Here is a 24,663-nt window from a genome sequence, read left to right on the forward strand (position 1 = left end):
GAGAGGCGCCCGAGGGCGCCTTTTTAGTCCGCGACTGTCCCTGGTGACATCGCCAAGCGGCTGTTTCGAGAAGAACACGGGAATTTGGAGTTCGTCATGAGTGCTTTCCACGACCTTAAATTGACAGCCCTGGATGGTCAGGAGCTACCTCTGGCGCCCTTCAAGGGGCACGTCGTGCTGGTGGTCAACGTCGCCTCCAAATGTGGTTTGACCCCACAATATGCGGCGCTCGAAAACCTCTATCAGCAATTCAAGGGCCAAGGCTTCAGCGTGCTGGGCTTGCCGTGCAACCAGTTTGCCGGACAGGAGCCGGGCACCGAACAAGAGATCCAGGAGTTCTGCAGCCTCAACTATGGCGTGACCTTTCCGCTGTCGAGCAAGCTGGAAGTCAACGGTCATGATCGCCATCAGTTGTATCGCCTGCTGGCGGGCGAGGGCGCGGAGTTTCCGGGGGACATTACCTGGAACTTCGAGAAATTCCTGCTGGGCAAGGACGGTCGTGTGCTGGCGCGGTTTTCGCCGCGTACGGCGCCGGATGATCCGACGATCGTTCATGCGATTGAAAAAGCCCTGAGCTGATTGCACAACATCAACAGATCGCAGCCTTCGGCCACTCCTACGGGTGATCACCTTCCCACGTAGGAGCCGCTGAAGGCTGCGATCTTTTGCTTTCTGTCTTTTGATCCTTAATCACCTAAATCAATAGTGCTGTTCAAGGCTGGCAACTCTCCATATTATCGCCGTCATAAAATCATTCCCCGTGGAGCGCCCCATGCCTGTAAAAGCCCTGTTCAAACCGTTCCGTCTCGGCACCCTCGAACTGCCGACCCGCGTCGTCATGGCGCCGATGACGCGCTCGTTTTCACCGGGTGGCGTGCCCAATTCCAAGGTGATCGAATACTACCGTCGCCGAGCGAGTGCGGGCGTTGGCCTGATCATCACCGAAGGCACCACCGTTGGCCACAAAGCCTCTAACGGCTACCCGAACGTGCCGCACTTCTACGGTGAAGCTGCGCTGGCCGGCTGGAAGAAAGTGGTCGATGCGGTCCACGCCGAAGGCGGCAAGATCGTGCCGCAGTTGTGGCATGTCGGCAGCGTGCGTCGCATCGGCACCGAGCCGGATGCCAGCGTCCCAGGTTACGGCCCGTCGGAAAAACTCAAGGACGGTCACGTCGTGGTTCACGGCATGACCAAACAAGACATCCAAGAGGTGATCGCGGCCTTCGCCCAGGCGGCCAAAGACGCGCAAAGCATCGGCATGGATGGCGTGGAGATCCACGGCGCTCACGGTTATCTGGTCGACCAGTTTTTCTGGGAAGGCACCAACCAGCGTACCGACGAATACGGCGGCAGCCTGGCCAACCGTTCGCGTTTCGCCATCGAGTTGATCCAGGCTGTGCGTGCAGCAGTCGGCGAAGGCTTCCCGATCATCTTCCGTTTTTCGCAGTGGAAGCAGCAGGATTACACCGCACGGCTGGTGCAAACCCCCGAAGCGTTGGGGGCATTCCTCCAGCCGTTGTCCGACGCCGGCGTGGACATTTTCCACTGCTCGACGCGCCGTTTCTGGGAGCCGGAGTTCGATGGTTCGGACCTGAACCTGGCGGGCTGGACGCGTAAATTGACCGGCAAGCCGACCATCACCGTGGGCAGCGTTGGCCTTGACGGCGAGTTCCTGCAATTCATGGTCAACACCGACAAAGTCGCCCAACCAGCCAGCCTGGAAAATCTGCTGGAGCGTTTGAACAAAGAAGAATTCGACCTGGTGGCAGTAGGTCGTGCGCTGCTGGTGGACCCGGACTGGGCGCAGAAAGTGCGCGACGGTCGTGACGGCGACATCCTGCCGTTCAGCCGTGAGGCGCTGATGACGCTGGTTTAAGCGCTCTCAGGACTGGCCCCTTCGCGAGCAAGCCCGCTCCCACATTCGACCGCATTTCTCCAGCAGAACGCGGTCCCCTGTGGGAGCGGGCTTGCCCGCGAAGACTGACTATGGATCAGCAAAAAATCAGGGCAAGATCGCCGTATTTGTAGCCACCTGCTCCCCCACGCAAGCCCCCCGCAACTGCCCTTCAAACTGCTCGATAATCGCTCCCCAGCCCTGGCGACTCGCATGCTGGCGCGCATTGAGCCGCACGCAACGCAACGTCTCCTCCTGCTCCAGCAACCAGCGCGCCGCCTCGCAGAACGCCGCTTCATCCCCAGGCATCGCGAGCACGCCGTTGTAGCCGTGGCGAATGTGCTGAGCCGCTGCCGCCAGATCGTACGCCACCACCGCCAACCCCGAAGCCAGCGCCTCAAGCACCACATTACCGAACGTCTCGGTCATGCTCGGAAACAGAAAGACATCCCCTGACGCATAGTGGCTGGCCAGCGCTTCACCACGCTGCGAGCCGCAGAAAATCGCCCCGGGCAGTTCCTTCTCCAGCGCCATGCGCAGCGGCCCGTCGCCAACCACGATCAACTTCAGGGTGCGCTGTGGGTAAGTCGTCTTCAGCGTCTCGAAGCTGCGTTTGAGCAAGCCCAGGTTCTTCTCGTGTGCCAGGCGTCCGACATGGATAACGGCGATGTCATCGTCACCCAATCCCCATTGCTCACGCAGCGCGTTCCGCCGTTTGCTGGGGTGGAACAGTTGGCTGTCGACGCCACGGGACAACAACGCCAGACGCTCGAAATGCCGGCGTTCCAGTTCCCGGTGCTGGCTGACGCTGGGCACCAGGGTCAGGGTCGAGCGGTTGTGAAACCAGCGCAGGTAATGGGTCAGCAAACGCGTCAGCAGGCCAAGCCCATACTGGCTGGAATACTGCTGAAAATTGGTGTGAAACCCGCTGACCACCGAAATCCCCAAGCGCCGTGCCGCGCGCAACGCCGACAGACCCAGCGGCCCTTCAGTGGCGATGTACAGCACATCGGGCCGATGGCGCTTCCAGCGTCGCAGCAACTTGTGCATCGACGACTGGCCCCATTGCAGGCCCGGATAACCCGGTAACGGCCAGCCGCGACACAGCAGCAATTCATCGTCATTGCCCAGTTGCTGATCGCAACCCTGGCGCGGCCGTACCAGTTCCACCTGATGCCCGCGCGCGCGCAAACCGTCGCACAAACGGCCAAGGGTATTGGCCACGCCGTTGATCTCGGGAGGGAAGGTTTCGGTAATCAGGGTGATGTGCAGAGCTGTCGTCATGACCTCAGTGTCGGCTGAGGCCATGTCGCCATTGTGGCGTTTCGATGATGGATTTGTGACGTAGCCAGGTTTACTTTTTGCTCAACATTTCTTCCGACAGGTCGTTAGCCTTATTAGCCCACACTTATCAGAGAAACTGCCGTGTCCGAGGATGTTTACGCCCCACCGATGGCTCAACTGGAGACTGTTGTTGAGCAGCCGTCCGAGTTTTATGTGGTCTCGCCAGCAAAGCTTCTGACGCTGGCGATACTGACGTTTGGTGTGTACTTCTACTATTGGTCATTCAAGAACTGGAGTCTCTACAAGCAATCCACTCAGGCAGACATCTGGCCATGGGCTCGTGGCCTGCTGTGCATCTTTTTCATTCATCAACTGTACCGGCGAGCGAATGACAAAATTCGCGGTAGTGGCCACACGATTGAGTGGGACTATGAGCAGTGGGCAACCGTGTTCGTTGTGCTGACTGTCGGTGCCAATCTATTGGATGCCGTGGTAAGGCACGTCGATAGCTTCGGGTTTCTGGCCGGTTGGTTGCTGTTGGCGATTCCGCTGCGCGCCTATGTGGTGAGCAAAGGCCAGCCGATGATCAACTTCGCCGCCAATGACCCCCAGGCGCTGAGCAATTCGCGTTTCACCGCCTGGAATTACCTGGTAATGGTGCCTGGAGTGTTGCTCTGGGGGATGGCGCTATACGGCGTTTGGATCATTCATCGTTAACCCGGATCAGGGCAGGAGAGCGCCTTTCAGCGCTTCTCCACTACCAGGGCTTCTGCGCCGCGTTCACGCACCCAGAACAACGTCGCCCCAGCCACGGCCGCCGGCATCATCAGGATGTTGACCACCGGAATCAGCAGCACCAGATACACGCTGCCGCCGAAACTCATGCTCTGCCAACGCTTCTGCCGCAGCCAGGCGAGCATTTCGTTCCAGCCGAGTTTGTGGTTGTCCGCCGGGTAGTCGATGTACTGGATCGCCATCATCCACACGCCAAACAGCAGCCACAGCGGTGCAGCGATGATGTTCACCACTGGGATGAACGAAAGAATAAACAGCCCTATGGCGCGCGGCAGGAAGTAGCCGAGTTTGCGCATTTCACGGGCGAGGGTGCGCGGGATCATGGCGGTCAGTTCGCCCCAGCTGAAGGCCGGGAAATCGTCGGTGCCGCGCACCACCACTTCAACTTTTTCTGCGAGGAAACCGTTGAACGGCGCCGCGATGATGTTGGCGAGCATGGTGAAGCTGAAGAACACCATCAACACCACCAGCACCACAAAAATCGGCCAGAGGATGTAGCTGAGAAAACTCAGCCAGTCGGGCAGGGTCGGCATCAGCGTATCGACCCACAGGCTGAATTGATGGCCGGCCAGATAGATCAATCCGACGAACAGCACCAGATTGATCACCAGTGGAAGCAATACAAAAAGGCGCAGGCTGGGGCTGAGGACCAGTTTCAGGCCTTCGCGCAGGTATTGCGGGCCGGACAGAACAGGGGCGGGCATAGCGTGCTCCGAGCAAAGGGTAAACGCGCCGACCTTACCGGCTTTGCCACAGGGGCGAAAGCGCGGTCGCAGCATCGACATCAACTGTAACAAAGGCGTCTCTATATTCGGCGTAACGGGATAGAGACCACCTATGAGCTGGATTGTTAAACCGTATTTCCTTAATCTTCGCCCCCTCGATACGCTGCACCCATTCTTTTTACAGGACTGTCGAGTTCAAGCCTTCCCCAAGTGCTTTCAACAGTCCTTTTTTATTCCCGCCGGCAATCCGGCGTTCCGCGCCAGTTGTTCAGGGCCGGTCAACAGGAGCAGGTCATGTCTGAAGTCCGTCATTCGCGAGTGATTATTCTCGGTTCCGGCCCTGCCGGTTACAGCGCCGCGGTCTATGCCGCCCGTGCCAACCTCAAGCCACTGCTGATCACCGGCATGCAGGCCGGCGGTCAACTGACCACCACCACCGAAGTCGACAACTGGCCGGGCGATGTCCACGGCCTGACCGGCCCGGCGCTGATGGAACGCATGAAAGAGCACGCCGAGCGTTTTGAAACCGAGATCGTGTTCGACCACATCAATGCCGTCGACTTCGCTGCCAAGCCATACACCCTGACCGGCGACAGCGCGACGTACACTTGCGACGCGTTGATCATCGCGACGGGCGCCAGCGCTCGTTACCTGGGCTTGCCGTCGGAAGAAGCGTTCATGGGCAAGGGCGTTTCGGCCTGCGCCACCTGCGACGGTTTCTTCTACCGCAACAAGCCGGTGGCTGTGGTCGGTGGCGGCAACACCGCTGTCGAAGAAGCGCTGTACCTGGCCAACATCGCCAGCACCGTGACCCTGATTCACCGCCGCGAGACCTTCCGCGCCGAAAAGATCCTGATCGACAAGCTCAATGCCCGGGTTGCCGAAGGCAAAATCATCCTCAAGTTGAATTCCAACCTGGACGAAGTCCTGGGCGACAACATGGGCGTGACCGGTGCTCGCCTGAAGAACAACGACGGCAGCTTCGACGAACTGACCGTCGACGGTGTGTTCATCGCCATCGGCCACACCCCGAACACCTCGTTGTTCGAAGGTCAGCTGACGTTGAAAGACGGCTATCTGGTGGTGCACGGCGGCCGTGAAGGCAACGCGACTGCAACCAACGTCGAAGGGATCTTCGCGGCGGGCGACGTGGCTGATCACGTTTACCGTCAAGCGATCACCTCGGCGGGCGCCGGCTGCATGGCCGCACTGGATGCCGAGCGTTACCTGGACGACCTGCAGAACGTTTCGTTCTGATATCGCAGGCATGAAAAAACCGGCTTCGGCCGGTTTTTTTGTGAACGCGATTCAGTCGGCTATCAATAAATCTGTGGGAGCGGGCTTGCTCGCGAAGGCAGTCTGTCAGGCAACATCAATGCTGAATGTTAAGCCGCTTTCGCGAGCAAGCCTGCTCCCACAGGAGGTGTGTGATCAGGTCAGTTTCATCAGGCACGCCTCAAGAATATCCAGACCTTCCTCCAGCACCGTCGCCTCGATAGTCAACGGCGCCAGCAGCCGAATGATGTGCCGTGACTTGCCGCTGGGCATCAGCAAAAGGCCAGCGTCTCGCGCAAGGCTCAGCAGCTGAGTCAGTTGGGCAGTGGCGGGCGTGCCGTCGGCATGGGCCAGTTCAATACCGCGCATCGCGCCGACGCCGGTCAAACGTCCCAGGTACGGCGACAGCTGGCGGGCGCGCCAGGACTCGTAGCGGCCGACAATCGCCTCTTCCTGCTGAGTGCCCCAGGCGTGCAGGTTGGCATCGGTCATTTCGTCCAAAGTCGCCAGTGCTGCAGCGCATGCGATGGGATTGCCGGAGTAAGTGCCGCCGAGGCCGCCCTTTGGCAAACAGTCGAGCAACGGCTTGCGCCCGACCACCGCACCCAACGGCACACCGCCGCCGATGCTTTTGCCGAGCAGAATCAGGTCCGGCTCGATGCCCAATCGCGAGAACGCAAAACGCTGGCCGGTACGGCCGAAGCCGGACTGGATTTCATCGGCGATCAGCAGGATGTTTTTTTCATCGCAGAACGTGCGCAGCGCCTGGGCAAATTCGACATCCATCGCCAGGAAACCCGCTTCACCTTGCACCGGCTCGACGATAAAGCACGCCACGTCCTCGACGTCGATCTCGACGCTGAACAACCGAGCCATGGCCTTCAGCGCCTCGGCGCAGGTCACCCCGTTGTCCTTGCTCGGGTAGGGCAAGTGAAACACCGGGCCGGGCAGCACGCCGACTTTCTGTTTGTACGGCGCGACTTTGCCATTGAGGTTGAGCGTGGCGAGTGTACGACCGTGGAAGGCGCCGTCGAAGGCGATGACGGCCGTCCGACCGGTCGCGCCACGGACGATCTTCAGCGCGTTTTCCGCGGCCTCCGCGCCACTGTTGGTGAGCATGCCGCTGACGGGGTAGTCCACCGGAATGAACGCGGCCAGGCGATCGATGAAGTCGAGGTAGGGGCTGTGCGGTGCTGCGTTGAATGCGTAGTGAGTCAGCCGGATCGCCTGGTTGCAAATGGCATCGACGATGCGCGGGTGGCAATGGCCGAGGTTCAGCACGCCGATGCCACCGACAAAGTCGATGTAGCGTTTGCCGTCGGCGTCCCAGACCTCGGCGTTTTTGCCGTGGCTGAGGGTGACGGGGTGCACGATGTTGATCGACTGGCTGATGTGTTCGCTGCTCATGAAATGCCTGGCTCGAGAGAAGGAGTGCTTCCTTTTATCTAAGCCGCGAGCAGGGGGGGCAGGCAAACGAAATAAAGTGGCCGGGTCAATCTTAAAAGTCGGGATGTGCGTTGAAAGCGAAAGATCGCAGGCTTCGTCAGCGCGTACAGAAGCCTGCGATCTTTCGATCTTGAATTAGCGGCGGGTCAGGGGCTGCTGAGTGAATTTGACGCCGGCCAGGCCGTGCGCGATGAGCGCACGGATATTGCCGTGGTCGCTGCCTTCAGGCGTGGCCACTACCGAGCGGTAATGCTCGCCGAACGCCAACAGCGCTTCTTCATCGCTCAGGCCTTCCAGCAGCGCCAGACCAAGCGTCTTGCACGAGCCTTCGTTCCGCCCGGCGGCGTTTTCGACGCCACCGTTGTTGAACGCCTGCGGCTGGTAGTCATAACCGGCGGCGATGAAGGCCAGGGTGTCGGCAAAAACATGGTCGCCGCTGTTGAGGCTGGCGCGCAGGGTGTTCACATCACTCATTGGGTTTTCCTTTGGCAAACGCCGCTTGTTGTTCGGCGCTGGCTTCTTGCTGGTATTGGGCTTTCCACTCGGCGTACGGCATGCCGTAAACCACTTCGCGAGCATCGTCGAGGCTGACCTCGATCTGACGTTCGTCGGCAGCGGCCTTGTACCACTTGGACAGGCAGTTGCGGCAGAAACCCGAGAGGTTCATCAGGTCGATGTTCTGCACATCCTTGCGGCTGTCCAGGTGCGCGACCAGCCGGCGAAAGGCCGCGGCTTCAAGTTCCAGACGTTGTTGATCGTTCATGGCGGGCTCTGTGCAATCGAATCGTGGCGCGGATGATAAAAGTCTGGCGAACAATGCGCCAGACGCGCTTAGCGGCTCGCGGCCAAGGTGATCGACACCGACTCGGCGAAACGCAGGGCGTGGGGTTTGTCGACTTCGACTTCGGCGTACAGCACCGAGGTATTGGCCATCACCAGATCGAGAATCTCCTGGGTCAGCCGTTCCAGCAGCGCGAAACGATTGCCCTCGACATGCTTGATGATTGCTTTGGTGATGGTGCGGTAATTCAGCGCGTGATCGATGTCGTTGTCGCGCACCGCTTCTTGCGCCGCGTACAGGATCGTCAGGTTGATCAGCACGTCCTGCTTGTTGAGGATTTCGTCTTCGTTGATGCCGATGAAGGTGCGCAGGCACAGGTCTTTGACCCGGATGCGCGCCATTCCTGGTTGAAGTTGTGGCATTGCTACTTGCTCCGTCCAATCAATTGCAGGAACTCCTGGCGGGTGTTGGTCGAGTCGCGGAAGGCGCCGAGCATCACCGAGGTGTTCATGGTCGAATTCTGTTTTTCAACGCCGCGCATCATCATGCACATGTGCCGGGCTTCGATGACGACCGCAACGCCAGCAGCGCCGGTCACTTGTTGCACCGCGTCGGCGATTTGCCGGGTGAGGTTTTCCTGGATTTGCAGGCGCCGGGCGAACATGTCCACCAGCCGCGCGATCTTCGACAGGCCCAGCACCTTGCCGGTTGGAATATAAGCCACATGTGCCTTGCCGATGAAGGGCAACAAGTGATGTTCGCAAAGTGAGTACAACTCGATGTTGTCGACGATCACCATTTCGTCGCTGTCGGACGCGAACAGCGCGCCGTTGACGATGTCTTCGACACTCTGTTCGTAACCATGGCAAAGGTACTGCATGGCTTTGGCCGCGCGCATCGGTGTATCGAGCAGGCCTTCGCGGTCGGGATCTTCACCAAGGTTGATCAGGATCTCGCGATAATTCTGGGACAGGGCCTTCTGGGGCAGGGATAACGACATGGTGAATCCTCGCGGGGCAGCTTATTTGAGGTGCCGTCCGCCGTTGACCGTCAGGGTCGTGCCGGTGACATAAGGGTTGTCGAGCAAATAACGCAGGCTCTGGTAAATCACTTCGCCGCCAGGCTCGATGCCCAGCGCGGACTTGGCCAGCGCCTTGGTGCGGTACGCCGCGTCGTCGTCGGGGTTGAACATTAGCAGGGCCGGGGCGATCCCGTTGACCTTGATTGTCGGCGCGTATTTCGCGGCGAACGACAGGGTGAGGCTGTCGAGTCCGGCTTTGCTGGCGCAATAGCCGATGTGCCGGCTGCTGCCCTTGCGCGTCACGTCGTCGCTGATGTGCACGATGTCGGCCGGGGTGGAACGCTGGAGCAAGTCGGCACAATGCAGGTTGATCAGGTAGGGCGCCAGCATGTGTACGTTGAACATCCGGGTGAAGGCAGCGGCTTCGGCGTCTGGCGTTTCGGCCAGCCATTCGGAGGCATTGTGAACAATTGCCCGAAGGCTGTCGGTGCGGGTTTTCAACTCGCTGATGAAAGCGAGAATGCCGGTTTCGCTGGAAAAGTCCGCGAACACCGCCATCGCGCCCAAGTCACGCAACGTCTGTACGCCAGGACGTTCGCTGCGGTAACTGAAGATCACCGGGTGACCGTCTTCGAGCAAACGCTGCGCGCAGTGCAGGCCGACGCGCTGGCCGGCACCGGTGATGAGAATTGGGGCTGCGGAAGAAGTCATGAACGGCTCGCGTCGCGGTAAGAGCAAAACTATACCAGCGACGGCGAGCGTTCACCTACGTCCGGCAAACGCGAGACTTATCCGCCAAAAAAGAACAGGGGGCATCTCGGTCTCGCTGCGGCATCACTCTTCGTGCACAAGGTCGAGCCTGCAAAAATTATGAGTTTTGCGACGCGGGTTCACTGGGCAGTGTTGGCACCGTCGGGCCATTGAGCCAGCCGGCCAGCAAGTGCGTCGACAACGGAATAAAGAAGTAGACCATCAGTGGCGTCAGGCACAGCGTGCTGATCAGCACACGGGTCAGCAGGCCCATGTCGGCGAGCAACGGCCCCAGTACAAAGTTGAACAGCAGCGACACCGGAAAGAACGCCAGCCAGATCGCCACTGCCTGTTTCCAGCGCGGCGGGCGTTGGCCAACGGCACCGAACCAGCCCTCTATCCCGCTGACGCGATGCTCTGTCTTATGGGCAAACAGGTCGCTGCCACGCGCGAGCCAGGCGGTACGCGAAGCAGAATGCTCCCAGGCGTGCATGGTTTGCTCGTTGGCAAAGCGAAAAATAATCTGGAATTCGTCATCGTCGGGCGGTGGAGCGAGCACGCCAGAGCCGAGATAACCGGGGAAATCGGTGGCCAGTTGTTCGCCTTCGCGCAACCAGGCCATCAGGTCCTGATAGCGCCCATCGGCAACACGGCGTGCAACCATCAGCGTGACGGGTGAGGTAGACATTGTGTATCTCCGATAACAGGTACGTCATTCCGGGTAGGAACTTCGCCAGGCGCAGCGCCGGGGTGCTGGGCTGCGTCGTGTGACAAGCAAGGATTATTCCTGATTCAGCTCAATAGGCCAGCGGCAGTCATGATTTATCAATGTCTTGAATAGTACGGGGGCATGAGCGCTAGAATAGGATCCAATTGACCCTGGACGCCGACCACCCAATGCCTGTCCTGACTGATGTTACGCCTGCCTCGCAGTCGGCTCTTTCCATTGACCGGGAAGACCTCTTTCCAATCCGTGAAGTGGCACGCCTGACGGGGATCAACCCCGTGACGCTACGGGCGTGGGAGCGGCGTTATGGTCTGATCCAGCCGGCGCGCACCGAAAGTGGGCATCGGTTGTATTCGATGTCCGATATCGAGCGGGTCCGCACCATCCGTGGCTGGATTACGCGCGGGGTCGCCGTCAGCAAGGTCGGCAAGATACTGGCCAAGACCGAACCGCTCCAGGCGCTTTCCAGCATCATTCCCGATCATCTGGTCCAGGCGGATTACGCCCAGTGGCAGCAACAGGTGCATGCAGCGGTCAGCACTTTTGACGATATTCTGCTGGATCAGGTCTACGGGCAGATTTTCTCCAGCTACTCACAATCGGTGGTTTTTCAGGACATTCTGATGCCGCTCTGGAAGCTGTTGCTCCAGCGCCAGGATCAATTCGGCCAGACCAGTGAGTGGCTGTTTTTCGACGGCTTCTTGCGAACCCGTGTGTTGCAGCGTTTGTTGTTGATGCGCAATGCCCAGCCACGGCGGGTGATCGTCAGCGCACTGGCCGGGCAATGCCGGGAGCTTGAGTTGCTGGTCGCTGCATTGTTCTTGAGCGGAAATGAAATGGGCGTGCGGTTGCTGACGATTGGTCAGCCATTTGATGAGCTGCCGCTGGTGTGTGAAAAAATCAAACCGCAGGTGTTGGTGTTGTTTTCCAATCACGCCCCTTCACCTGAGTTGCCCCACCGTCTCAAGCGTCTGGCCATGAGCCTGGACTGTCAGTTGCTGCTGGCGGGTGATGCTGCGGACCTGGCGCAAGAAAGCCTCGCCGGATCATCCGTCGGTTGTCTGGGTAATGAAGGGATGGTCATGCGCCAGCGCTTGAAGCAGTTCCTGGCGGGCAACCTGGATACCTGAAACTCAGATGTGCAGCGCGGGATGGGTCAAGCGGTGCTGCTGAAGGATGTACTGACGCAGACGTTCGGTTTCGTCCTTGTCGCTCTGGCTCAGCTCGTAAGCGTAGAAACCCTGCTCGGTCTCCCGCTCGAACGTGCCGCGCAACGCAATCCGTTCATACCCTGAAGGGCTGAACCACAATGCAAAGTGCTTGGGTGGTTTGGTCTTGTTGCGAACTTCCAGCAAAACCCCTTTGAACGAGACATCGTGCACGAACATCGGGCCGGGTTGGCCTTTGGCATTTTCAAGTGCCACCGGCTCCTCGAGCGTCAGGCGCCATGGGCGGACCATGGGGCCGTCTTCATAAATGCTCGGTACGCCCAGACGCAAATGCAGCGCATGAAATTCGTCTTCCACGAGGTGCAGCGGAAAGGTCATTTGCTGGTTTTCGAAATTGGCCTGGATGGTGACTTGCTCGTGAGCGGCGAGGCGCGTGAGCAGGTCACGTATTTGCGAACCACCGTTGACCAGCAGACTCGACGTCGCATCCCGCACATTGAGTTGCGGGTTGTGCTGCATGGTCTGGATGAAATCCAGCTCATCCTGGGTCAGGAGCGCGTCGCGTTGCATGATCTACTCGAAAGAAATAGTTACAAAGTCATCGGTGATTGTAGTTAATGACAATTAATTCGCCGTTTTGTTTTTGCCGTTCGTCGCTTTCAGTGTTGCAAGCTCGACCTGAACCTCAGCCAATTGAGCCTCCAACTGCGCCACACGCTGCTGCGCCTTGACCTGCACCGAGACATCTTTTTGTACGCCGACAAAATACGTCAGCCCGTCGCTCGGATTTTTTACCGTCGAAAGAGACAGCTCATTCCAGAACGATGTGCCGTCCTTGCGGTAGTTTTTCAGGATTTGCCGGCAGGAGCCGTTGTTGGCAAGTGCTTCGCGAACCGCCGCAAGCGCCGGCTGATCCCGGTCGCCGGCCTGCAAGAAACGACAATCCTGATAAAGGATTTCTTCGCTGCTATAGCCGGTCAGGCGTTCAAACGCCGGGTTTACGTAAATCAGGATGGTGTCCTGATCGCCTTCCTTTTCCGCGATCACGATGCCGTCGTTGGAGGCGTTGATCACCATTTGCAGCAGTTGAGCGTTGATCATCGAAGAATCCTTTCCTGGTTGATGGTGTGCCGCATTCTAAAAGAACAATGCCGGCTCTGCTGTTAATATCCGGTCTTTTATTCAGCTTCAGGATCAGATTGATGAAAGTCGCCATCATTTCCGGCTCGGTGTACGGCACGGCTGAAGAAGTCGCCCGCCACGCCGCGAATATTTTGAAAGACGCCGGTTTCGAAACCTGGCACAACCCGCGCGCTACGCTTGCGGATGTTCAGGCCTGCGCTCCGGACGCTTTTCTGGCAGTGACTTCGACCACCGGCATGGGCGAGTTGCCGGACAACCTGCAACCATTGTTTTCGATGATTCGCGATCAGTTGCCTGCCGCATGGCGGGGCCTGCCCGGTGCCGTGATCGGCCTGGGTGATGCCAGTTACGGCGACACGTTCTGTGGCGGTGGCGAGCAGATGCGCGAGTTGTTCGGTGAGCTGGGCCTGCGCGAGGTGCTGCCGATGCTGCGCCTGGACGCCAGCGAAAGCGTGACCCCGGAAGTCGACGCCGAGCCCTGGCTGGCGGAGCTGGTCAGCGCGCTTCGGGGCTGAGCGGCCACCTGCGCATCAACGCCCTGAGCCGGTTCGGGGGAGGCCGGTCATGGTTTTGACGGGCCTGCCGAATCTGGCCGCCGCACGGTTGTTGGCGTCGGTCCTTTGACATGGATCCAAGCTGTTTTGCGCACTGACTCGCTCGGCCATCAAGCTGGCTGCCAATGCAACTGCATGAAGTTCATGGCTGACTAGACTCCTGTTACGACAGCACAACAATAAGAACAGGAGGTCTTGCCGTGAATGTTGCTCCCGTCCAATCGCCGCACAGTGTCAAAGATCAGGTCAGCGCCGCCGAGTGGCAGACCCGCGTCGATCTCGCCGCCTGTTATCGTCTGGTCGCCAGCCATGGCTGGGACGACCTGATCTTCACGCACATCTCCGCCAAAATACCGGGCACCGAAGATTTCCTGATCAATCCGTTCGGGCTGATGTTTCACGAGATCACCGCCTCAAGCCTGGTCAAGGTCGATCAGGCCGGCAACAAGCTGATGGACAGCCCCTACGAAATCAACCCCGCCGGTTACACCATTCACAGCGCCGTGCACGAAGTACGTCACGACGTGGTCTGCGTGTTGCACACCCACACGGCGGCTGGTGTCGCGGTGTCGGCGCAAAAACAAGGCATCTTGCCGATCAGTCAGCAGTCGTTGTTTGTGCTGTCCAGCCTGGCGTATCACGCCTACGAAGGCGTCGCGCTGAACCATGAAGAGAAGGCGCGCCTGCAAGCCGACCTCGGCGAAAACAATTTTCTGATGCTGCACAACCACGGTCTGTTGACCTGCGGCGGCACCATCGCCGACACCTTCCTGATGATGTTCACCTTCCAGCGCGCCTGCGACATTCAGGTGCTGGCGCAAAACGGTGGTGCCGAACTGATCGCCATCGAACCGCAGATTTTGGCCGGCGCCAAGGCGATGATCGCCGGCGTCACCAAAAGTGCACAAGGGATGGGTGGCGCGCTGGGCTGGCCGGCATTGCTGCGCAAACTCGATAAACAAGACCCGGGTTATAAACTCTAATGCGACTCGCCGAGATCCCGCTGTGCGTTTGGCGCAAACGCGGTCAGACGTTCGTATTCCGTGGCCAGACCATCCGTTACTGGACCGCGGGGCAGGGTGAGCCGCTGTTGCTCATCCACGGCTTTCCGACCGCCAGTTGGGACTGGCATTACTTGTGGCAACCCTTGGCGCAGCGATACCGAGTGATTGCCTGCGACATGCTCGGCTTCGGCGACTCCGCCAAACCGGCCAACCACGAATACAGCTTGTTGGGGCAAGCCGATTTGCAGCAGGCATTGCTTTCGCACTTGAATGTCACGCAGCCGGTGCACGTATTGGCCCACGATTACGGCGACAGCGTGGCCCAGGAACTGCTGGCCCGGCATTACGAAACGGGCCTTCACCTCGCCAGTTGCGTATTTCTCAACGGCGGCCTGTTTCCTGAAACCCATCGGCCGCTGCTGGCGCAGAAACTGCTGCTCAGCCCGTTGGGCTGGATGATTGGCCGCGCCTTCACCCGCGATGCGCTGGTCAAGAGTTTCCGGCATATCTTCGGTCGAATGACCCGGCCGACGGAAAGCGAGATGGACGATTTCTGGGGGTTGATCGACAGCAATCACGGCCCACGGATCATGCACAAACTCATCACTTACATTCCGCAACGGCGGGTCCAGCGTGAGCGTTGGGTCAGCGCCATGCAGCAAGGTGACGTGCCGCTGCGGGTCATTGACGGCGAGGTTGATCCGATTTCCGGCGCACACATGGTCGCGCGCTACCGCGAGTTGATACCCAACCCGGACACGGTGCTGCTGCCCGAGATTGGCCATTACCCGCAAACCGAAGCGCCGGCGCAAGTGCTCAAGCACTATCTGGAATTTCGCGATCGGCTGATATTGCCCCCACGCAAAATGGCGTGCTCCTGACTATCCCCCAGCCTTATCGGGCACCATTCAGGTGCCCGGCTGTTTATTGTGACCCGCAACGCCGTGCCTGACACTCGGGCTCATTGTCCCCTCGGCCTGCTGGAGTTCCCCATGAATGAGTCTGTGCGCTTCGAAGATAAAGTCGTGATCGTCACTGGTGCTGGCGGCGGCCTGGGTCGGGCGCATGCGCTGCTGTTCGCCAAACAGGGCGCCAAAGTGCTGGTCAACGATCTGGGGGGCTCGGCCCAGGGTGAGGGCGCCAATGCGTCGGCAGCAGACCGCGTCGTCGCGGAAATTCGCGAGGCGGGCGGCATCGCCGAAGCCAACCACGACTCTGTCACCGACGGCGATAAAATCGTCCAGCACGCCCTCGACGCCTTCGGCCGTATCGACGTCGTGGTCAACAACGCCGGCATCCTGCGCGACAAGACCTTCCACAAAATGGACGACGCCGATTGGGACCTGGTTTACCGCGTCCACGTCGAAGGTGCCTACAAAGTCACCCGCGCCGCCTGGCCACACCTGCGCGAGCAAAATTACGGCCGCGTGATTTTCACCGCGTCGACCTCGGGCATCTACGGCAACTTCGGCCAGTCCAACTACGGCATGGCCAAACTCGGGCTCTACGGCCTGACCCGCACGCTGGCCATCGAAGGCCGCAAGAACAACATCCTGGTCAATGCCATTGCGCCCACTGGCGGCACGCGCATGACCGAAGGCCTGATCCCGCCGCAAGTGTTCGAACAGCTCAAACCTGAGCTCATCAGCCCGCTGGTGGTGTACCTGGCCAGCGAGAATTGCCAGGAGACGTCCGGGTTGTTTGAAGTCGGTGGCGGCTGGATGGGCAAGGTCCGTTGGGAGCGCAGCCTCGGCGCCGGATTTGACCCGCGCGTGGGGTTCTCGCCGGAAGACGTGGCGGCGCAGTGGGGAAAGATTTGTGATTTCGAAGGCGCTGCGCATCCGAAGGACAATATTGAAGCGCTGAAGGAAATGATGGCGAATTTGCAGAAGTATTCGTTGTAAACAATCAGGCGAAAGGAGCAAGCATTAGTCTGCTTGCTCCTTTGCCGGATGATTAATCTTCGGCTTTAAATCCCGGTTTCCCGTTCGCTGCTCGCCATTGTTTTATGGTCGCCAGAACGCCAGATGGACTGTCTTCAATACCCTCCGAAGGAAAGTACAAGATATCGGAGCCGTTCGGATGTTCGGAAGTATTCACGATGTTCTCAACAATGCCATCGAGTTCTTTTTCCGATGAATATTCACCATCGAACAAGCGTTGTATAAGGGTTTTATATTCGGATTCGGTGTATTCCTCGAGCTTGTTTTTAAGGCTCATCTTATTTGTCCCCCTTATGTGAGTGAATGTCCATGTGTTGCCTTGGAGTGAGTAATTTGATGTTGTCAATGTCGTAGACTGCTCCGTCTTCGCTAATGGGTGTCAGATGATGGAGTTCGTACTTCGTCCTTTGTCCGACGTGATCCACTGACGGTGCTTTAGCTGCAAGTCCTTTTTTAGTTTCGATTTTGCTTAGCCGAGATAAGTGTGAGCTCAGCTCATGATCAGCAGCTACAGCCTTCCAGAACTCCCTACGAAAAGCTTTGAAACTCGAGAACTCCCTCCCCCGAAGTTTATCGGCAATCTGCTTGGGTACCGGTGCGCCTTCTTGCGTCGAGGCCGCCGCCACCCAGTTTCCGGAAACCAATTGCCCGTAGCCACTCGCAACACCGGGTTCGCTCCGTCGATCCCTGAACATTGTAAAAATCGGAGGGATACCCGACTCGGCAGGGAAGACCGTGATAAACCCACCGAAACTGTACAAATCCAGCTCTGGAAATTCATCGAGCCTTCCTTCCAGGGCCGATGGCGTCGTGCCGTCGTAAACGGCAATGTTCGGCTCGCTTGCGGGGAGGGTGGTTGATGCGCCGTTCGGCAGGACGATAGGCGTCCAGGTCATGCCGATGGACGGGGCATCCGGGTTGTACGACCTATAGACATTAACGGCAGGGTCGTAGGTGGCGAGTCGTACAGGGACGTTTACAGGCAGCGTTGTCTCGTTAGTGGCCGCAACAAAGAACTCAGTTATGTTCCCCGTCGTTCTGGAGCCGATCGCCACCGGCAGCCTGATTTCTCCACTGATCTGGGCAACGGCATACAAGTCATCAAGATTGCCCTGTACTAAATCCGAGAGCGGGATGCTCAAGGCGTGGAGATCGTTGGGCTGGTAATCCGATAGCGAGAGGCTCCAGGCGTGGAGATTGTCGGGCACCAGATTCGAAAGCGGGACGCCTAGCGAGCGTCTTTCACCGTCAGCCAGTGGCGAAGGGAACATCAGCGCGGCAAATCCGACCAATACGGCGCTTGCCGCTGCGGAGCCTGCCATTATTGCTGCGGCAACGGCGGTGTGCAGTGCGGACCTGACGGCTTGAGTGGTCGCTACGCCTGTTGCGAGGCGACCCGCTGCCAAGGTGAACACCGGACCCGCTGCGGCAGACCGGCCTGATACGGGAAACGGCCGACTGACTTTGGCGGCTTCCCATGCCTTGAACATCGCAACCATCGCTCTGAATCGTTCGAGCTCTTGCGCATCCTTTTTGGCATCGGCCTCCTTTCTTTGTTTTTCCTCTTGCTCTTCGCGTGCCTTCTCTTCCTGGCGCTTGACCTCGGCTTGGGCTTCGAGAAGCGCCCGTTCCGCAGCGATCTGTTGGGCGGCCGCTTGCGCCGCAATCCTCGCCTGCTCGACGGCCGCCTGCCGTGCGGCTTCCAATGCCGCCAGTCGCGCCTGCTCACGGGCTTGAGCCGCCGCGTCCTCGTTGGCCTGCACGGCCCTGAGAAAATTTTGCACATTGACGTTCTGCTGCCCGAGTAATTCGATGCCTTGGGACAACAACCTTGCATCGTGAGCGGCCCTCATGGACTGAAACAATGCCTGCATGGCAATCCCGTTGGGCACCGGCCGCTTTTCGATGGCGGTCGCTTTTTTCATGAACTCGTTGATAGGTCGATTAAATGGATCGCCTCCGTAAAACGCATGGGCAATAGCTGTTTTACTGTGCAGTTCAGCCATTTTTCTTAGCGTAAGTGTGTGTCTTACTTCTAACTCGCGGAGGATCGATTGCACCGGTGCAAGTGGCGCTATTGAACCTTCAAGGCGTGTAATTGCGAGTTCATGTTCAAGGGTTTGCGGCAGTTGGCTGGACTTGATTTGATATTCCTGTTCAAGCGCCGTGGTAGTGCTTTTTATTGTGTTGTGATTTTGGTAGTAAACCGGTGTGCCGTGGCTAAACGTGCCAGGGACCAGGTTAGTTGATGTTTCACGTACAGGTGTCATGTGGTCGGGCGCATAAGCGCGTGTATGGATAGGGTCAAGGATCTCAAGAAAGCCGGGTGTCGGTGGTTTTTGCATATTCATATCCTTTTGAATGTGCAGAGTGTTTAAGAAAGACGTTGGCGTTAATCCAGCCGGGTTTTATTGAATTCAACGAGTGGCTGTGTGCCAACTGAAGTTACAGCGAAAAGGGAATGGCTGGGTCCGAGAGGTGTGTAGGCCGTTACATATAAAACTGAGGGAGATTTCCAAGGATGAGGATCGGAGCAGGAATATCTGTCGCGTTGAAAAGAAGCTTCTTAGGCGCCGGTAGGAAACATCCTGCATGAGTGCTGTGCCAGAAAAGTCCTGTGAGCCCGCGCCAAAGCGCTCGCCCATAAAAAAGGCCGCTGCAAACGCAGCGGCCAAGTAAGACGTTGGATCAGGAGCTACAAATCAACGTCAGTGAACACGGGGCGATTAATCGATAACGCATCGACTGATCTGAATGCTGTGGGCAGGAATGGATTGATCACATCCCTTATTGACTGCTTCCCGGTGGTTCACCGCGAAAGCCCGGCAAGAATAAGCCGTTGAGCCGAAAGGAGAAATAGCGATTAGCGAAATGAACTGTTGCAGCATGAGTAACAGTCCCGTTCAGCACGACATCTGTAGCCCAATCCTTGGTGGGCACCGCCAATGGCGGCACCGGGCAGTCTTCGACCGGTGATGACGGCCGGCAGAACTTCAGCAAGGGCGAAATCCGGCGTGGTCGGCCGATCTGCCGGGCACGCTCCGAGCGGGCAAACAGGTGGTCAGTTGCGGTGCCCACGTTAATTGCGCTCGGTAATTCCAGTCAGGAGATTGCAGCGCAACTGTTTATCTCGTCACACACCGTAAAAACTTCGGCGCGTCGTATCCATCGGAAGTTAGGTGTGGAACTCAGGGCTCAAACCGTTGCAATGGCCAAACAGCCGGGGGTCATTAGACCCATAGTGTTTACGGTAAAGCCTGCGCTGCGACTTGCTGGATTAAGGTTTGTTAATGGTAACTGAACTTTTTAACGGGTGAATTTGTTAAGTCAGTACACAGGGTGAAAGATGTAGGGGGTTTTGATTGTTATTAATTGGCGCTAGTTTTTTGTGGGTCGAATAGTTGGCGTGTTGCCAACCTCGTATCAATAAGGATAGTGCTGATGAGTGTACTTAATAATGCGTTAACCCCGCGTGATGCACGCTTGGCTTTTTGGCGTGAAAGTTATCGCCCGGAATATGTGGAACGGTTTCTTTTACTTGAAGCGCAATTGATTAACAGTGAAGTTGAATTCAACAAAGTGCTCGGTAACCGTGCTTCGCTCAAGGCCTATGCCAACCAGCGTGTCCGCGCCTTTCTCGACAGCGCGACCGGACACGTCCGTGACCCGGATCTGGTCATCGTCAACACGTCTCACAGCCTGAGCGTGGGTGGCCGGGACATCGTCCAGCAGGACCGCATGACACTCACCGAATTCGCCATCCGCGGGCTGCAGGACAACAATTCCCAGAAAATCAGTTTTGAAGGTGAACCCCCCTTCGGCCTGTCCGCTGGCAGGCTTGCCAGTTGGCTGAATTCGGTAGATATCCGTTCCGAATACACGCTGATGGTTGTGCAGGGAACACCCACCGCCGTGAACGAGGCGATGCAGGAACATTTGGCCAGGCAAATTGAATTCACCCTGTTTTGTGCCAGCGTCGAAACCAATTTCCACCGGCAATACCAGGCATGGGTCACGCGTTATCTCCAGGGCGATCCAAGCCTGGTGGCACGGGGTGTGGTGTTCCCCGGTTCGGGCGCGGCGATGAAGAACTGTTTTGTCATCAGCGAGAGAGCCCGCCCATCGGGGGCCAACATCGTGTATGCGCCGCACGCACCGAGCGGTGATGTCTGGTATCGGTTTGATTCATTGGCTCAGATGGGCGCCAAAGTGCGCGAGTGGGCGACCAGGTCTACGGCGTTTATCGACACGCATGTGGGCAGCCGGTATCAACAAACCGCTCATCAATTCTTCCGTGAAGTGGCGGTCAATCGACGACGCTGGACAGACGACGCGGTGCAGTTGGCTGACTTGCCGGCACCACGACCGGGCCAGCCATTGTTTGGAATCGTCGCCGAACATATTCGTTGGGAGGCCTTTGAAGTGTCTGAGTTGGCCCCGCAAAACTATCGCGCCGCGGACAGGATGCGTCGGCAGCAATTTGCTCGGCTCAATACCGAACTCAAGGCGCTGTATACGGTTGAAGCCCGCGATCATGCGCTGGTTTCTTTTAATCGATTCGCCTACGACTTGATAAAAAACACCGCCGAGCAAGCCTTGCGGCGCCGGGGTGAAAACGTGGTCATCGATCCCGACTTGATCATGATTGAGTTCAGCCCGACCGAGAGCGAGTCGCTGAGCGCCATCATCGCCACCGAGCGCGCGTTCTATGCCCATGAAAGCGAAAGACCGCTGCCTGATCGCTACCCCAGGTTCAGGCTCGACGCCTCGCATCCACCGGTCGGGAGTCTGAATATGCTGGAATTGGCGAGTTGGTCCCGGTCGCTGCGACCCGGTGAAAAATACATCGAGATGCTGAAGTTGATGTATTTGAACCCGGCGGAGAAAACCTACACCTTGCGCCGTGGCGTGCATCACGAGCGGCAGTTGGTGGAAATGCGCCGAGCCATTTTGTCCGAGCACTTCCAGGGGCGGCTGAACGCCAACCAGTTTTCTCAGTTGCTGAGCATCGTTCAGGCACTCACCACGCCAAACACCGAGACGCCACCGGCAATGGGCGATTACCCGGTCATGCGCGACAGCGTGTACCAGTTCTATCTGGGCCACCGCCGTCCTGTCGAGGGGGTCTATGTGTTCCGCTGCATGTCCGGGGGCAGGAATGAAGACTGGCTGTACACCCCGCAAGCGCCGGATGGCCTATGGCTTCGACCGTTAAGACAGTTTGATGCGGCCGTGCGCAGCAAGGGCTTGCGCGACTATTTCAGCCGTCGAGTTCACTACACCGATCAGCGTGCCGTCAGCCAGTACTTCGATGAACTGGAGGCGTCGAATCGCGCGGTCAACCCACCCGACCTGGAAGTGGGCAGTCGGGTGCGGGATTTGTCCCGGTCCTACGATCAAATGATCCGGCGTGTCATCAGCGATGTGGATGCACAGACGACCAGCCTGGCTGAAGCCATTACAGGCATCACGTATAGCGCCTTCATCCTCGCGGCCCAAGTGATCAGCATGGTTGTTCCGCCCGTGGGCCTGATCGTCAGTGCGATACTCATCACCAAAAATATCCTGGAGGGCGCGCAGGCTTATCACGAGGGAGACAACCGCAAAGCCTTCGGCCATTTCAAGGATGCGCTGATCGACCTGGCGACGCTGGGCTACGGCAAATACAAGGAGCTGGGCAAGCAGGCGATCACCACCACGCAAAAAAACCTGATCGAATTTGCCAAGGATGCGAAGTCGCTGGCGGAGATGGTGGCGGCGGCCACGGGGCAGAAGGTCCCGCACCAGATCCTTGTGGAAATCGTTCAGGACGTACTGAGCGAGCGTCGACCGCAGGACAGCCAAACGTTCGTGCTTTGATGCGCTTGATTGATCACTGAGCGGGCGTTGCCTCACTGTCCGGCTCAAAACCCATCCGCCAACTCACGGCCCGCGTCGCCGCCAGCAACCGCTGCGCCGCCGGGCCGTTTTCGTCGGCGTGAAACAACGAGGTCGGCCCCACGATGGTCATCACCGCTGCCACGTGCCCGACGGCATTGAACACCGGCGCCGATAACGCATCGACCCCCGGCATCAGCAAGCCATGGACATGATGCAGGCCACGTTCGCGGATCTGTTCGCACAACGCCGCATAGACTTGATCGTCCGCCAAGGCATGGTCTGTCGTGGCCCGCAGTTCCTGATCGCGCAACTCCACGGTTTCGCGCTTGGGCAGGCAAGCGCCGAACACCAGGCCGGTGGATGAGCTGAGCAATGGCAGCACCGAGCCCAGTTGCGTCACCACCGTCACCGCGCGCACGGCCGGTTCGATATGCACCACGGTCGCACCCTGATTGCCCCACACCGCCAAAAAGCAGGTTTCGTTCAGTTCATCGCGCAACTCGGCCAGTGGCAGGGCAGCGACTTTCAGCACGTCCATACTGTTGAGTGCGGCGAGGCCCACGCGCAGCGCTTCCCGACCGAGGCCGTAATGGTTGGTGGCGGTGTTCTGTTCGGCAAAACCGCTGGCGATCAAGGCCTGCAAATAACGATGAACCTTGCTGGCCGGCATCTGCACGTGTTCGGCCAGGCGTGACAGCGAAGTGGAAGGCGACAACTCGGCCAACGCCTTGAGAATGTCGGTGCCGACCTCGGCCGAGCGCACTTTCTGTTTACCGTTGCTGTCGCTGGGCTTTTCCATGAAGACGTTTGTGATCCTGAGACGAATGGGCGTCTTTATAGCTTGACGGTTAATACCAATCAAATTACGTTGTGCGTAATTGAATTACGATAAAAACAACCCGGGCGTGCCGAGACCTCTGCAACAGAGCGACAGGCCATTGCCTACTCCCTGTTCAGGAGGCTCCATGAACCTCGATTCAACGGCGCCAGCGCTGGTTTATCAGTCCGGCTTTGGCAACGAATTCAGCAGCGAAGCGTTGCCCGGCGCCTTGCCCGTCGGCCAGAACTCCCCGCAAAAAGCCCCGTACGGCCTCTACACCGAATTGTTTTCCGGCACCGCGTTCACCATGGCGCGCAGCGAAGCAAGGCGCACGTGGATGTACCGGATTCAACCGTCGGCCAATCACCCGGCGTTCGTCAAACTGGATCGGCAACTGGCGGGCGGCCCGTTGGGTGACGTCACCCCGAATCGCCTGCGCTGGAACCCGCTGGACATCCCGAGCGAACCGACCGACTTCATCGACGGGCTGGTGAGTATGGTCGCCAACTCGAGCGCGGACAAACCCTCCGGCATCAGCATCTACCACTACCGCGCCAACCGTTCGATGGAGCGAGTGTTCTTTAACGCCGACGGCGAATGGCTGCTGGTGCCGGAGCAGGGTCGTTTGCGCATCGTCACCGAGTTGGGCGTGCTGGAGCTGGAGCCGCTGGAAATCGCCGTGCTGCCGCGTGGCCTGAAATTTCGCGTTGAACTGCTCGATCCGCAAGCCCGCGGCTACCTTGCCGAAAACCACGGTGCGCCGCTGCGGCTGCCGGATCTCGGCCCGATTGGCAGCAACGGTCTGGCCAACGCGCGGGATTTTCTGAGCCCGGTCGCGCATTACGAAGACCTAAAGCAACCGACCACTCTGGTGCAGAAATTCCTCGGCCAGTTGTGGGGTTGCGAACTCGATCACTCGCCGCTGAACGTGGTCGCCTGGCACGGCAATAACGTGCCGTACAAATATGACCTGCGTCGGTTCAATACCATCGGCACGGTCAGTTTCGACCACCCGGACCCATCGATTTTCACCGTTCTGACCTCGCCGACCAGCGTTCACGGTTTGGCCAATCTGGATTTCGTGATCTTCCCGCCGCGCTGGATGGTGGCCGAGAACACCTTCCGTCCACCGTGGTTCCACCGCAACCTGATGAACGAATTCATGGGCCTGATCAAGGGCGAGTACGATGCCAAGGCCGAAGGCTTTTTGCCCGGTGGTGCCTCGTTGCACAGCTGCATGAATGCCCACGGCCCCGACGGTGAAACCTGCACCAAAGCGATCAACGCGGCACTGGCACCAGCGAAAATCGACAACACCATGGCCTTCATGTTCGAGACCAGCCAGGTGCTGCGCCCGAGCCGTTTCGCCCTCGACTGCCCGCAACTGCAAGGCAACTACGACGCCTGTTGGGCCACGCTGCCCGCCACTTTCGACCCGACCCGGAGATAACC

Annotated in this window: 26 protein-coding genes; 12 read left to right on the forward strand and 14 right to left on the reverse strand. The window is 58.6% G+C overall.

Annotated features, from left to right (window positions below):
• Positions 1-96: 96 nt before the first annotated feature.
• Together ACQKP4_RS02905 and ACQKP4_RS02910 are read left to right on the forward strand one after the other, a co-directional pair.
• Positions 97-579, forward strand: a complete 483-nt coding sequence (locus tag ACQKP4_RS02905) for a glutathione peroxidase (RefSeq protein ID WP_201195772.1) — start codon at positions 97-99, stop codon at positions 577-579.
• A gap of 193 nt (positions 580-772) precedes the next feature.
• The gene (locus tag ACQKP4_RS02910) at positions 773-1,876 is read left to right on the forward strand and encodes an NADH:flavin oxidoreductase (RefSeq protein WP_427630239.1); all 1,104 of its coding nucleotides are present in this window, start codon (positions 773-775) and stop codon (positions 1,874-1,876) included.
• A gap of 126 nt (positions 1,877-2,002) precedes the next feature.
• Here the strand turns inward: ACQKP4_RS02910 and ACQKP4_RS02915 are convergent, their stop codons facing one another.
• Positions 2,003-3,202 carry a glycosyltransferase family 4 protein gene (locus ACQKP4_RS02915; RefSeq protein WP_427630241.1) on the reverse strand — a complete coding sequence of 400 codons (1,200 nt, stop codon included), beginning with the start codon at positions 3,200-3,202 and terminating at the stop codon, positions 2,003-2,005.
• A 117-nt stretch (positions 3,203-3,319) separates the two neighbouring features.
• Here ACQKP4_RS02915 and ACQKP4_RS02920 point away from each other — a divergent pair, with 117 nt between their 5' ends.
• Positions 3,320-3,895, forward strand: coding sequence for a hypothetical protein (locus tag ACQKP4_RS02920; protein WP_427630243.1), 576 nt, complete (start codon positions 3,320-3,322; stop codon positions 3,893-3,895).
• Positions 3,896-3,921: 26 nt separating this feature from the next.
• Here ACQKP4_RS02920 and cysZ read toward each other — a convergent pair whose 3' ends face one another.
• Positions 3,922-4,677, reverse strand: a complete 756-nt coding sequence (gene cysZ / locus ACQKP4_RS02925) for a sulfate transporter CysZ (protein ID WP_427630245.1) — start codon at positions 4,675-4,677, stop codon at positions 3,922-3,924.
• A gap of 315 nt (positions 4,678-4,992) precedes the next feature.
• Between cysZ and trxB the strand changes: the two genes are divergently transcribed.
• Positions 4,993-5,955, forward strand: a complete 963-nt coding sequence (gene trxB, locus ACQKP4_RS02930) for a thioredoxin-disulfide reductase (protein WP_427630247.1) — start codon at positions 4,993-4,995, stop codon at positions 5,953-5,955.
• Positions 5,956-6,129: 174 nt separating this feature from the next.
• On the opposite strand, the gene ACQKP4_RS02935 is transcribed toward trxB, so the two are convergent.
• From ACQKP4_RS02935 to ACQKP4_RS02965, 7 genes are all read right to left on the reverse strand, one after another.
• Complete coding sequence (locus ACQKP4_RS02935; RefSeq protein ID WP_427630249.1) at positions 6,130-7,380, reverse strand: 2-aminoadipate transaminase; 1,251 nt, start codon at positions 7,378-7,380, stop codon at positions 6,130-6,132.
• Positions 7,381-7,554: 174 nt separating this feature from the next.
• The gene (locus tag ACQKP4_RS02940; RefSeq protein WP_427630251.1) at positions 7,555-7,893 is read right to left on the reverse strand and encodes a HopJ type III effector protein; all 339 of its coding nucleotides are present in this window, start codon (positions 7,891-7,893) and stop codon (positions 7,555-7,557) included.
• Complete coding sequence (locus tag ACQKP4_RS02945) at positions 7,886-8,182, reverse strand: DUF1244 domain-containing protein (RefSeq protein WP_017336573.1); 297 nt, start codon at positions 8,180-8,182, stop codon at positions 7,886-7,888. The genes ACQKP4_RS02940 and ACQKP4_RS02945 overlap by 8 nt, the downstream gene beginning before the upstream one ends.
• 68 nt (positions 8,183-8,250) lie before the next feature.
• Positions 8,251-8,622: a dihydroneopterin triphosphate 2'-epimerase gene (folX, locus tag ACQKP4_RS02950; RefSeq protein ID WP_427630253.1), complete on the reverse strand. Its 372-nt coding sequence runs from the start codon at positions 8,620-8,622 to the stop codon at positions 8,251-8,253.
• 2 nt (positions 8,623-8,624) lie between these two features.
• On the reverse strand, positions 8,625-9,200 hold the full coding sequence (gene folE, locus ACQKP4_RS02955) for a GTP cyclohydrolase I FolE (RefSeq protein ID WP_427630255.1): 576 nt from the start codon (positions 9,198-9,200) through the stop codon (positions 8,625-8,627).
• A gap of 21 nt (positions 9,201-9,221) precedes the next feature.
• Complete coding sequence (gene folM, locus ACQKP4_RS02960) at positions 9,222-9,932, reverse strand: dihydromonapterin reductase (protein WP_427630257.1); 711 nt, start codon at positions 9,930-9,932, stop codon at positions 9,222-9,224.
• Between the two features lie 157 nt (positions 9,933-10,089).
• The gene (locus ACQKP4_RS02965) at positions 10,090-10,659 is read right to left on the reverse strand and encodes an antibiotic biosynthesis monooxygenase (RefSeq protein WP_427630259.1); all 570 of its coding nucleotides are present in this window, start codon (positions 10,657-10,659) and stop codon (positions 10,090-10,092) included.
• 209 nt (positions 10,660-10,868) lie between these two features.
• Here ACQKP4_RS02965 and ACQKP4_RS02970 point away from each other — a divergent pair, with 209 nt between their 5' ends.
• Positions 10,869-11,828: a MerR family transcriptional regulator gene (locus ACQKP4_RS02970; protein WP_427630261.1), complete on the forward strand. Its 960-nt coding sequence runs from the start codon at positions 10,869-10,871 to the stop codon at positions 11,826-11,828.
• A gap of 3 nt (positions 11,829-11,831) precedes the next feature.
• Here the strand turns inward: ACQKP4_RS02970 and ACQKP4_RS02975 are convergent, their stop codons facing one another.
• Together ACQKP4_RS02975 and ACQKP4_RS02980 are read right to left on the reverse strand one after the other, a co-directional pair.
• On the reverse strand, positions 11,832-12,437 hold the full coding sequence (locus ACQKP4_RS02975) for a hypothetical protein (protein ID WP_427630263.1): 606 nt from the start codon (positions 12,435-12,437) through the stop codon (positions 11,832-11,834).
• Positions 12,438-12,491: 54 nt separating this feature from the next.
• Positions 12,492-12,968, reverse strand: coding sequence for a PAS domain-containing protein (locus ACQKP4_RS02980; RefSeq protein WP_427630265.1), 477 nt, complete (start codon positions 12,966-12,968; stop codon positions 12,492-12,494).
• A gap of 101 nt (positions 12,969-13,069) precedes the next feature.
• On the opposite strand from ACQKP4_RS02980, the gene ACQKP4_RS02985 reads away from it, so the two are divergent.
• The 4 genes from ACQKP4_RS02985 to ACQKP4_RS03000 all read left to right on the forward strand — a co-directional run bounded on the left by ACQKP4_RS02985 (position 13,070) and on the right by ACQKP4_RS03000 (position 16,472).
• Positions 13,070-13,525, forward strand: a complete 456-nt coding sequence (locus ACQKP4_RS02985) for a flavodoxin (protein WP_427630267.1) — start codon at positions 13,070-13,072, stop codon at positions 13,523-13,525.
• A 239-nt stretch (positions 13,526-13,764) separates the two neighbouring features.
• Entirely contained in the window at positions 13,765-14,547 is a 783-nt protein-coding gene (locus tag ACQKP4_RS02990) for a class II aldolase/adducin family protein (RefSeq protein WP_427630269.1), read from the forward strand.
• Positions 14,547-15,449, forward strand: a complete 903-nt coding sequence (locus tag ACQKP4_RS02995) for an alpha/beta fold hydrolase (protein WP_427630270.1) — start codon at positions 14,547-14,549, stop codon at positions 15,447-15,449. Before ACQKP4_RS02990 ends, ACQKP4_RS02995 begins: the two co-directional genes overlap by 1 nt.
• Positions 15,450-15,560: 111 nt before the next feature.
• Positions 15,561-16,472 (forward strand): SDR family oxidoreductase, encoded by a 912-nt coding sequence (locus ACQKP4_RS03000; RefSeq protein WP_427630272.1) that lies wholly within the window; start codon positions 15,561-15,563, stop codon positions 16,470-16,472.
• A gap of 52 nt (positions 16,473-16,524) precedes the next feature.
• Here the strand turns inward: ACQKP4_RS03000 and ACQKP4_RS03005 are convergent, their stop codons facing one another.
• Together ACQKP4_RS03005 and ACQKP4_RS03010 are read right to left on the reverse strand one after the other, a co-directional pair.
• Positions 16,525-16,788, reverse strand: coding sequence for a bacteriocin immunity protein (locus tag ACQKP4_RS03005; RefSeq protein ID WP_427630273.1), 264 nt, complete (start codon positions 16,786-16,788; stop codon positions 16,525-16,527).
• 1 nt (position 16,789) lies between these two features.
• Positions 16,790-18,856 (reverse strand): S-type pyocin domain-containing protein, encoded by a 2,067-nt coding sequence (locus ACQKP4_RS03010; protein WP_427630275.1) that lies wholly within the window; start codon positions 18,854-18,856, stop codon positions 16,790-16,792.
• A gap of 725 nt (positions 18,857-19,581) precedes the next feature.
• Between ACQKP4_RS03010 and ACQKP4_RS03015 the strand changes: the two genes are divergently transcribed.
• Both ACQKP4_RS03015 and ACQKP4_RS03020 read left to right on the forward strand, forming a co-directional pair.
• Entirely contained in the window at positions 19,582-19,812 is a 231-nt protein-coding gene (locus tag ACQKP4_RS03015; protein ID WP_427630277.1) for a helix-turn-helix transcriptional regulator, read from the forward strand.
• 71 nt (positions 19,813-19,883) lie between these two features.
• Positions 19,884-22,370 carry a dermonecrotic toxin domain-containing protein gene (locus tag ACQKP4_RS03020; protein ID WP_427630278.1) on the forward strand — a complete coding sequence of 829 codons (2,487 nt, stop codon included), beginning with the start codon at positions 19,884-19,886 and terminating at the stop codon, positions 22,368-22,370.
• A 13-nt stretch (positions 22,371-22,383) separates the two neighbouring features.
• Here ACQKP4_RS03020 and ACQKP4_RS03025 read toward each other — a convergent pair whose 3' ends face one another.
• Complete coding sequence (locus ACQKP4_RS03025) at positions 22,384-23,190, reverse strand: IclR family transcriptional regulator (protein WP_427630280.1); 807 nt, start codon at positions 23,188-23,190, stop codon at positions 22,384-22,386.
• Between the two features lie 166 nt (positions 23,191-23,356).
• Here ACQKP4_RS03025 and hmgA point away from each other — a divergent pair, with 166 nt between their 5' ends.
• Complete coding sequence (gene hmgA, locus ACQKP4_RS03030; RefSeq protein ID WP_427630282.1) at positions 23,357-24,661, forward strand: homogentisate 1,2-dioxygenase; 1,305 nt, start codon at positions 23,357-23,359, stop codon at positions 24,659-24,661.
• Positions 24,662-24,663: the final 2 nt, after the last annotated feature.

The organism is Pseudomonas sp. NPDC086278, from assembly GCF_050280905.1.
Taxonomy (GTDB): Bacteria; Pseudomonadota; Gammaproteobacteria; order Pseudomonadales; family Pseudomonadaceae; genus Aquipseudomonas.

What these genes read in the sequence shown, in the direction of transcription:
- ACQKP4_RS02905 (WP_201195772.1), top strand. Translation starts at nt 97, where the DNA reads ATGAGTGCTTTCCACGACCTTAAATTGACAGCCCTGGATGGTCAGGAG.
- ACQKP4_RS02910 (WP_427630239.1), top strand. Translation starts at nt 773, where the DNA reads ATGCCTGTAAAAGCCCTGTTCAAACCGTTCCGTCTCGGCACCCTCGAA.
- ACQKP4_RS02915 (WP_427630241.1), bottom strand. Translation starts at nt 3,202, where the DNA reads ATGGCCTCAGCCGACACTGAGGTCATGACGACAGCTCTGCACATCACC.
- cysZ (WP_427630245.1), bottom strand. Translation starts at nt 4,677, where the DNA reads ATGCCCGCCCCTGTTCTGTCCGGCCCGCAATACCTGCGCGAAGGCCTG.
- trxB (WP_427630247.1), top strand. Translation starts at nt 4,993, where the DNA reads ATGTCTGAAGTCCGTCATTCGCGAGTGATTATTCTCGGTTCCGGCCCT.
- ACQKP4_RS02935 (WP_427630249.1), bottom strand. Translation starts at nt 7,380, where the DNA reads ATGAGCAGCGAACACATCAGCCAGTCGATCAACATCGTGCACCCCGTC.
- ACQKP4_RS02940 (WP_427630251.1), bottom strand. Translation starts at nt 7,893, where the DNA reads ATGAGTGATGTGAACACCCTGCGCGCCAGCCTCAACAGCGGCGACCAT.
- ACQKP4_RS02945 (WP_017336573.1), bottom strand. Translation starts at nt 8,182, where the DNA reads ATGAACGATCAACAACGTCTGGAACTTGAAGCCGCGGCCTTTCGCCGG.
- folX (WP_427630253.1), bottom strand. Translation starts at nt 8,622, where the DNA reads ATGCCACAACTTCAACCAGGAATGGCGCGCATCCGGGTCAAAGACCTG.
- folE (WP_427630255.1), bottom strand. Translation starts at nt 9,200, where the DNA reads ATGTCGTTATCCCTGCCCCAGAAGGCCCTGTCCCAGAATTATCGCGAG.
- folM (WP_427630257.1), bottom strand. Translation starts at nt 9,932, where the DNA reads ATGACTTCTTCCGCAGCCCCAATTCTCATCACCGGTGCCGGCCAGCGC.
- ACQKP4_RS02965 (WP_427630259.1), bottom strand. Translation starts at nt 10,659, where the DNA reads ATGTCTACCTCACCCGTCACGCTGATGGTTGCACGCCGTGTTGCCGAT.
- ACQKP4_RS02970 (WP_427630261.1), top strand. Translation starts at nt 10,869, where the DNA reads ATGCCTGTCCTGACTGATGTTACGCCTGCCTCGCAGTCGGCTCTTTCC.
- ACQKP4_RS02975 (WP_427630263.1), bottom strand. Translation starts at nt 12,437, where the DNA reads ATGCAACGCGACGCGCTCCTGACCCAGGATGAGCTGGATTTCATCCAG.
- ACQKP4_RS02980 (WP_427630265.1), bottom strand. Translation starts at nt 12,968, where the DNA reads ATGATCAACGCTCAACTGCTGCAAATGGTGATCAACGCCTCCAACGAC.
- ACQKP4_RS02985 (WP_427630267.1), top strand. Translation starts at nt 13,070, where the DNA reads ATGAAAGTCGCCATCATTTCCGGCTCGGTGTACGGCACGGCTGAAGAA.
- ACQKP4_RS02995 (WP_427630270.1), top strand. Translation starts at nt 14,547, where the DNA reads ATGCGACTCGCCGAGATCCCGCTGTGCGTTTGGCGCAAACGCGGTCAG.
- ACQKP4_RS03000 (WP_427630272.1), top strand. Translation starts at nt 15,561, where the DNA reads ATGAATGAGTCTGTGCGCTTCGAAGATAAAGTCGTGATCGTCACTGGT.
- ACQKP4_RS03005 (WP_427630273.1), bottom strand. Translation starts at nt 16,788, where the DNA reads ATGAGCCTTAAAAACAAGCTCGAGGAATACACCGAATCCGAATATAAA.
- ACQKP4_RS03010 (WP_427630275.1), bottom strand. Translation starts at nt 18,856, where the DNA reads ATGCAAAAACCACCGACACCCGGCTTTCTTGAGATCCTTGACCCTATC.
- ACQKP4_RS03025 (WP_427630280.1), bottom strand. Translation starts at nt 23,190, where the DNA reads ATGGAAAAGCCCAGCGACAGCAACGGTAAACAGAAAGTGCGCTCGGCC.
- hmgA (WP_427630282.1), top strand. Translation starts at nt 23,357, where the DNA reads ATGAACCTCGATTCAACGGCGCCAGCGCTGGTTTATCAGTCCGGCTTT.